At 70.8% G+C, this 6,641-nt stretch carries 7 protein-coding genes; 2 read left to right on the forward strand and 5 right to left on the reverse strand.

What is annotated here, in order from left to right; translation table 11 throughout:
- Positions 1-2,019 (reverse strand): DEAD/DEAH box helicase (locus tag RMT89_RS39410; protein ID WP_315888565.1); only part of this gene is annotated, 2,019 nt, incomplete at its 3' end.
- Between the two features lie 309 nt (positions 2,020-2,328).
- On the opposite strand from RMT89_RS39410, the gene RMT89_RS39415 reads away from it, so the two are divergent.
- Entirely contained in the window at positions 2,329-3,093 is a 765-nt protein-coding gene (locus RMT89_RS39415; protein WP_315888566.1) for a ferritin-like fold-containing protein, read from the forward strand.
- A gap of 142 nt (positions 3,094-3,235) precedes the next feature.
- Here RMT89_RS39415 and RMT89_RS39420 read toward each other — a convergent pair whose 3' ends face one another.
- From RMT89_RS39420 to RMT89_RS39435, 4 genes are all read right to left on the reverse strand, one after another.
- Positions 3,236-3,505 (reverse strand): hypothetical protein, encoded by a 270-nt coding sequence (locus RMT89_RS39420; RefSeq protein WP_315888567.1) that lies wholly within the window; start codon positions 3,503-3,505, stop codon positions 3,236-3,238.
- Between the two features lie 204 nt (positions 3,506-3,709).
- On the reverse strand, positions 3,710-3,937 hold the full coding sequence (locus RMT89_RS39425) for a DUF3107 domain-containing protein (RefSeq protein WP_247468118.1): 228 nt from the start codon (positions 3,935-3,937) through the stop codon (positions 3,710-3,712).
- A gap of 134 nt (positions 3,938-4,071) precedes the next feature.
- Complete coding sequence (locus tag RMT89_RS39430; protein WP_315888568.1) at positions 4,072-4,716, reverse strand: TetR/AcrR family transcriptional regulator; 645 nt, start codon at positions 4,714-4,716, stop codon at positions 4,072-4,074.
- A gap of 197 nt (positions 4,717-4,913) precedes the next feature.
- Complete coding sequence (locus RMT89_RS39435) at positions 4,914-5,138, reverse strand: hypothetical protein (protein ID WP_315888569.1); 225 nt, start codon at positions 5,136-5,138, stop codon at positions 4,914-4,916.
- 241 nt (positions 5,139-5,379) lie between these two features.
- Here RMT89_RS39435 and RMT89_RS39440 point away from each other — a divergent pair, with 241 nt between their 5' ends.
- On the forward strand, positions 5,380-6,396 hold the full coding sequence (locus tag RMT89_RS39440) for an alpha/beta hydrolase (protein WP_315888570.1): 1,017 nt from the start codon (positions 5,380-5,382) through the stop codon (positions 6,394-6,396).
- Positions 6,397-6,641: the final 245 nt, after the last annotated feature.

The following is a 6,641-nucleotide window of genomic DNA, read 5'->3' on the forward strand; positions in this document are numbered from 1 at the left end:
CACCGGCTCCACCGGCTCCACCGGCTCCACCGGCTCCACCGGCTCCACCGGCTCCACCGGCTCCACCGGCTCCACCGTGTCGACCGCGGTCTCGGCCGCCGTCTTCCGCGTGCGGCGCGGCTTCGCCTCTGCCGTCTCCGCCGTGTCGACCGCAACCTCGGCGGCCGGCTCGGCCGCCTTGCGGGTGCGGCGGCGCGGCTGGGTGGGCTCGGGCTCGGAGGCCGTGGGCTCCGTGAGCGGTGCCGGGGTCTCCACGACCGTCTGCTCCGCCGAACTCGCCGTCGGCTCCGCGGACTTGCGGGTGCGGCGGCGGCGCTTGGCCGGGGCCTCGGTGGTCGCCTCCGCTGTGTCGAGTGTGGCTTCCGCCGACGCCGTCACAGCGGACGTGGCAGGCACCGACTCCGGCGCTGCGCCATTGCGGGTGCGGCGACGGCGGCGCGGGGTGCGGGTGGCCTCCTCGGCCGCAGGGACCGCCTCGGGCGCGTCCGCGCCGACCGGTGCCGGAGCCGCGGACGGGTCCAGCGGGGTCCCGCCGCGGGTACGGCGGCGACGGCGCGGCGTACGTGCCGAACGCTCACGGTCGGCGGAACGGGACTCGTCCCGGCCGTCACCGCGACCGCCCCGGCCACCACGCCCGCGTCCACCGCGGCCGCCGGTCTCGCCGAGGTCTTCCACCTCCTCCGCCTCAAGACCGGCGCGCGTACGCTCCGAGCGGGGCAGAACGCCCTTGGTGCCCGCGGGGATCTTCAGGTCCTCGAAGAAGTGCGGGGAGGTGGAGTACGTCTCCGGCGGGTCGTTGAAGTTCAGCTCCAGCGCCTTGTTGATCAGCTGCCAGCGCGGGATGTCGTCCCAGTCGACGAGTGTGATCGCCGTACCCGTGTTGCCCGCGCGGCCCGTACGGCCGATGCGGTGCAGGTACGTCTTCTCCTCTTCCGGCGACTGGTAGTTGATGACGTGCGTGACACCCTCGACGTCGATGCCGCGCGCGGCGACGTCGGTGCAGACGAGGACGTCCACCTTGCCGTTGCGGAACGCGCGCAGCGCCTGCTCACGGGCGCCCTGACCGAGGTCGCCGTGGACCGCGCCGGCGGCGAAGCCGCGCTGCTGGAGCTGGTCGGCGAGATCGGCCGCCGTGCGCTTCGTACGGCAGAAGACCATGGCCAGTCCCCGGCCGTCGGCCTGCAGTATGCGCGCGACCATCTCGGGCTTGTCCATGTTGTGCGCGCGGTAGACGAACTGCGCGGTGTTGCGCACCGTCTGGCCCTCGTCGTCCGGCGCGGTGGCGCGGATGTGGGTGGGCTGCGACATGTAGCGGCGCGCGAGGCCGATGACCGCGCCCGGCATGGTCGCCGAGAACAGCATGGTCTGACGGCGGGCCGGCAGCATGTTGATGATCTTCTCGACGTCGGGCAGGAAGCCCAGGTCGAGCATCTCGTCGGCCTCGTCGAGGACGAGCGCCTTGATGTGCGCGAGGTTCAGCTTCTTCTGGCCCGCGAGGTCCAGCAGCCGGCCCGGGGTGCCGACGATGACGTCGACGCCCTTCTTCAGGGCCTCGACCTGAGGCTCGTAGGCGCGGCCGCCGTAGATGGCGAGAACGCGGACGTTACGCACCTTGCCGGCGGTCAGCAGGTCGTTGGTGACCTGGGTGCACAGCTCGCGCGTGGGGACGACGACGAGCGCCTGCGGGGCGTCGGTCAGGTCCTCGGGCTTGGCGCGCCCGGCCTCGACGTCGGCGGGGACGGTGACGCGCTCAAGGAGCGGAAGACCGAAGCCCAGCGTCTTGCCGGTGCCGGTCTTGGCCTGGCCGATGACGTCCGTGCCGGAGAGGGCGACGGGGAGCGTCATCTCCTGGATGGGGAAGGGGTTGATGATGCCGACGGCTTCGAGGGCCTCGGCCGTCTCGGTGAGAATCCCGAGATCGCGGAAAGTCGTAGTCAGGGTGCTGCCTCTTCTGTGTGCGCGGTGCGAGGCGAGCGCGGGGGTCTTTGACGGACCGTGCCGGGGGACGTCGGCTGCCATACGGTCGGGCCGTAAGGCACGGGACCACTGCCGACGCTCTAGCGCTCGTACCGCTGAGGGTGTCCCCCCGGGAATCCGTACGCACTGTGCCGTACGGACGAGGGGCTGTCGGGTCGGAGCCGATCGGGCCACCGACCGGGCATCCTCATACGTGCGGCCCGTCGAGACATCGTCGAACTGCGTCGACGTACTCAGCAGGCGCATTACCACCATACCCCGGAATCGCGCACATGCGATGGCCGAATTGGTCACGTAGTCGTCGTCACACTGATTGACCAGGGACTTCCCCCGCGCGACGAGCGGGCTATTGTGCGCTTCATGACCACCTCTGACAAGCCTGACCCCGCCCCGGACAGCTCGGAAGCCCCCGTCGAACACACCGGCGTCGCCGCCCAGGACTGGGCGACGGCCTCCGCCGACCCGCAGTACCGCGCCGCGGTCGTCGATCTGCTCGGCGCGCTCGCCTATGGGGAGCTGGCGGCGTTCGAACGGCTCGCGGAGGACGCCAAGCTGGCGCCGACGCTGGCGGACAAGGCGGAGCTGGCGAAGATGGCGTCGGCCGAGTTCCACCACTTCGAGCAGTTGCGCGACCGGCTGACGTCCATCGGTGAGGAGCCGACGCGGGCGATGGAGCCGTTCGTCGCCGCGCTGGACGGCTTCCACAAGCAGACGGCGCCGTCGGACTGGCTGGAGGGGCTCGTCAAGGCGTACGTCGGTGACTCGATCGCCTCCGACTTCTACCGGGAGGTCGCGGCTCGGCTCGACTCGGACACGCGCGAGCTGGTTCTGGCCGTGCTGGACGACACCGGGCACGCCGGGTTCGCCGTGGAGAAGGTGCGTGCGGCCATCGACGCGGATCCTCGCGTGGGCGGGCGGCTCGCGCTGTGGGCGCGGCGGCTGATGGGCGAGGCGTTGTCGCAGTCCCAGCGGGTGGTCGCGGACCGGGACGCGCTGTCGACCATGCTGGTGGGCGGGGTGGCCGACGGGTTCGATCTCGCTGAGGTCGGGCGGATGTTCTCTCGGATCACCGAGGCGCACACGAAGCGGATGGCTGCGCTGGGGTTGGCGGCGTAGCGCTCTGTGTGTGGGGGGCCGCTGTTTGACTCGCGGCTGCGGCTGCGGCTGCGGCTGCGGGTGCGGGTGCGTGGGGGCTGGGCGCGCAGTTCCCCGCGCACCTTCTGTGGACCAGGGCCGCTTGTTGATCAGTTCTGACTGTTCAGGCTGTTGCCCTGCGGCCCAGTCGTCTTCCCGACGGGCGGAGCAGGAGCGAAAGGGACGCCACCGAGACCGCTGCCGCGCCCGCCAGGATCAGGAACAGGTTGCCCAGGTCCAGTGCCGTGTGCGTGATGAAGGCGCCGAAGAGGGCGCCTGCCACGCCGGTCGACAGGACCAGGGTGCGGGCGGGCAGGCGGTGGGGGAGGCGGTGGGCCGCCGCCCATGACAGGGCCAGGCCGAGGATCGCGGAACTCAGCGCTTCCAAGAGCATGTTGGGGTCCCTCCCACATGGCCGGCCTGCTCGATACGGTCGTAGCCCGTCATACCCCTGACCTGCGGAATCCAATCCTCCTCTGTGGTCGACCTGTGCTCCATTCGTGAAGGAGTACGGGTGGGGGAGCGATGGAGGAACGACGGAGGGCCCGGCGGTTTCGGTAACTTCGGTAACCGCCGGGCCCTCCTGTGCAGCTGCTGCTTACAGCGCGCCGAAGCCCACCTTGCGCGGGGCCGGCTCGCCGAGCTCGACGTACGCGAGACGGTCGGCCGGGACGAGGACCTTGCGGCCGTGTTCGTCCACGAGGCTCAGCAGCGCAGACTTGCCGGCCAGCGCCTCGGACACCGCCCGCTCGACCTCCTCGGCAGTCTGACCGCTCTCCAGAACGATCTCGCGGGGCGCGTGCTGCACGCCGATCTTGACCTCCACGGCTATGTCCCTCCGACGGTCAGTGAAGTGCGCGACCTTCCGCGCTGTACCCAGCACACATTAGCCCGGTGAGGGGACGTGCACGCTCCGCGCAAGAACGCCAGGAGCGAACATCGCGTGGGAACAAACGGTCGTCAATGGTGCTGGTCGGTGCCGTGCAGCGGGAAGCCCGCGATACCCCGCCAGGCGAGCGACGTCAGCAGCTGCACCGCCTGGTCGCGCGGGACGCTGCGGTCGCTGTGCAGCCAGGAGCGGGCCACGACCTGGGCGAGGCCGCCGAGACCGGAGGCCAGCAGCATCGACTCGGCACGGGACAGGCCCGTGTCCTCGGCGATGACGTCGCAGATCGCCTCCGCGCACTCGTTCGTGACCTTGTCCACGCGCTCGCGCACGGCGGGCTCATTGGTCAGGTCCGACTCGAAGACCAGGCGGAAGGCACCGCCGTCGTCCTCGACGTACGCGAAGTACGCGTCCATGGTCGCCCGTACGCGCTGCTTGTTGTCGGTCGTCGACGCGAGCGCGTGGCGTACGGCCTGGATCAGGGACTCGCAGTGCTGGTCCAGCAGGGCGAGGTAGAGATCGAGCTTGCCCGGGAAGTGCTGGTAGAGCACCGGCTTGCTGACGCCGGCGCGCTCGGCGATGTCGTCCATCGCGGCCGCGTGGTATCCCTGCGCCACAAAGACTTCCTGCGCGGCGCCCAGCAGCTGGTTCCGTCGGGCACGGCGCGGCAGGCGCGTCCCTCGCGGGCGTGCCGCCTCTGTCTGCTCGATGGCTGTCACGCCGCCTCCCAAAGTCGTCCACATGCGGTGTGCGCCGCGCCGCCATCGTACTTTTCGGTAACCCGGGTTTGCGCGGTGCGAGCGCAGAATTTCACGGACCGGACGGTGGTGAAAGCCGTACGGAAGGTTTCAAAGCGGGGTGAGCGGGGCAAAAATCCGCCTCCCTCCTGCTCAGCCGTGCCCTCCGGCGTCGCCGGTCACCGATAGTCGTCCTCGTCGTGCGAGACGATCCGGGCCTGTTCCGCCAGGTCGGCGACGTTGGCGCGGTCCTCGTCGACGTCGGTCAGCGGGTCGTCGCGGTCGGGCGCGAGATCGGCTTGCTGCTCGGCCGCGTCGGCCGGTGGGGCCTCGACGTCGAACTCCTGGGCTTCCTGGGTCTCCTCGTCCTCGAACGTCTCGGGGTCGCTGGGGTCTACGGCCATGGTGGGCTCCCTTCCTACGAACGTCCCTGAGAGAAGCAGGGGCCACACGCGGGTGCCCTCTGTACGAGCCTAGGAGACACCCGATCCGGACGCTATGCGATCCGCGTCCGTAAGGTCACTCCATGCGCACTGGGATCGTCGTTCGGACGCGTTTTCGGGGTGGCGGGTCGGCTGGGACACTCCGGCCGCTTGTGACGGCGAACACATGAACCACTGCGTGATCGTCTCGTAACATTGCCGCATGTCTTCGACCGAGCTGCCGTCCGCCGCCCCGGCGGCCAACGTACTTCCGAAGGTGTCGGCCGTCAGGGTCGCGGAGGGTGAGCGGCTGCGCTCGGTCGGGCTGCCGGGAATCACGCTGACGGTTCGGTCCAGGCCGCCGGCCCGCGCGGGGCTGCCTCCGGCGTTGTTCGTCCATGGGCTCGGCGGTTCCTCCCAGAACTGGTCGGACCTGATGCGGGAACTGGAGGCGGACGTCGACGGCGAGGCCGTGGACCTGCCCGGCTTCGGTGACTCCCCGCCGCCGGACGACGGCAACTACTCGATCACCGCCCACGCGCGTGCGGTCATCCGTTACCTCGACGCCTCCGGGCGCGGGCCCGTGCACCTCTTCGGCAACTCGCTCGGCGGCGCGGTCGCCACGCGCGTCTCCGCCGTCCGGCCCGATCTCGTCCGTACGCTCACGCTCGTGTCGCCCGCCCTTCCCGAGATCCGAGTCCAGCGCTCCGCCGTGCCCACCGCGCTGCTGGCGCTGCCCGGAGTGGTCACGCTCTTCACCCGGCTCACCAGGGAGTGGTCGGCGGAGCAGCGGGTGCGCGGGGTTCTCGCCCTTTGTTACGGCGATCCCGGGCGGGTGAGCCCGGAGGGGTTCCGCAACGCCGTGGAGGAGATGGAGCGGCGGCTGCAACTGCCGTACTTCTGGGACGCGATGGGGCGTTCCGCGCGCGGGATCGTCAACGCCTACACGCTCGGTGGCCAGCACGCGCTCTGGCGCCAGGCCGAGCGCGTCCTCGCCCCGACGCTCCTCGTCTACGGCGGCCGTGACCAGCTTGTCGGCTACCGCATGGCCCGGCGGGCGGCCCGCGCCTTCCGTGAATCCCGGTTGCTGAGCCTGCCGGAGGCGGGGCATGTGGCGATGATGGAGTATCCGGACGTGGTGGCCCGGGCGTTCCGTGAACTGCTCGCCGAGGTCGAGAGCGGTGGTGCCGACGCGGCCTCGGACGACGGTGAGGCACTGACCGGGACCGCGGGGAGCTGAGGCGCCCGTGGGACGCCACAGTCGGCGGGGGCCTGCGCCCAAGGGAGACGCAGCGGACAGGACGGGACGGCGGGGGGCTCCTCAGGGGGCGGCGCCGGGGGGTCCAGGCGCGTCTGACGGGACGCCTCCGGGTGGTGTGCCGCGGTTTGCTGATGGGACTCCGGCTCATGGTGTGCCGCGGTTTGCTGATGGGACTCCGGCTCATGGTGTGCCGCGGTTTGCTGATGGGACTCCGGCTCATGGTG

Origin of the sequence: Streptomyces sp. P17 (genome assembly GCF_032436805.1) — a bacterium.
GTDB lineage: Bacteria > Actinomycetota > Actinomycetes > Streptomycetales > Streptomycetaceae > Streptomyces.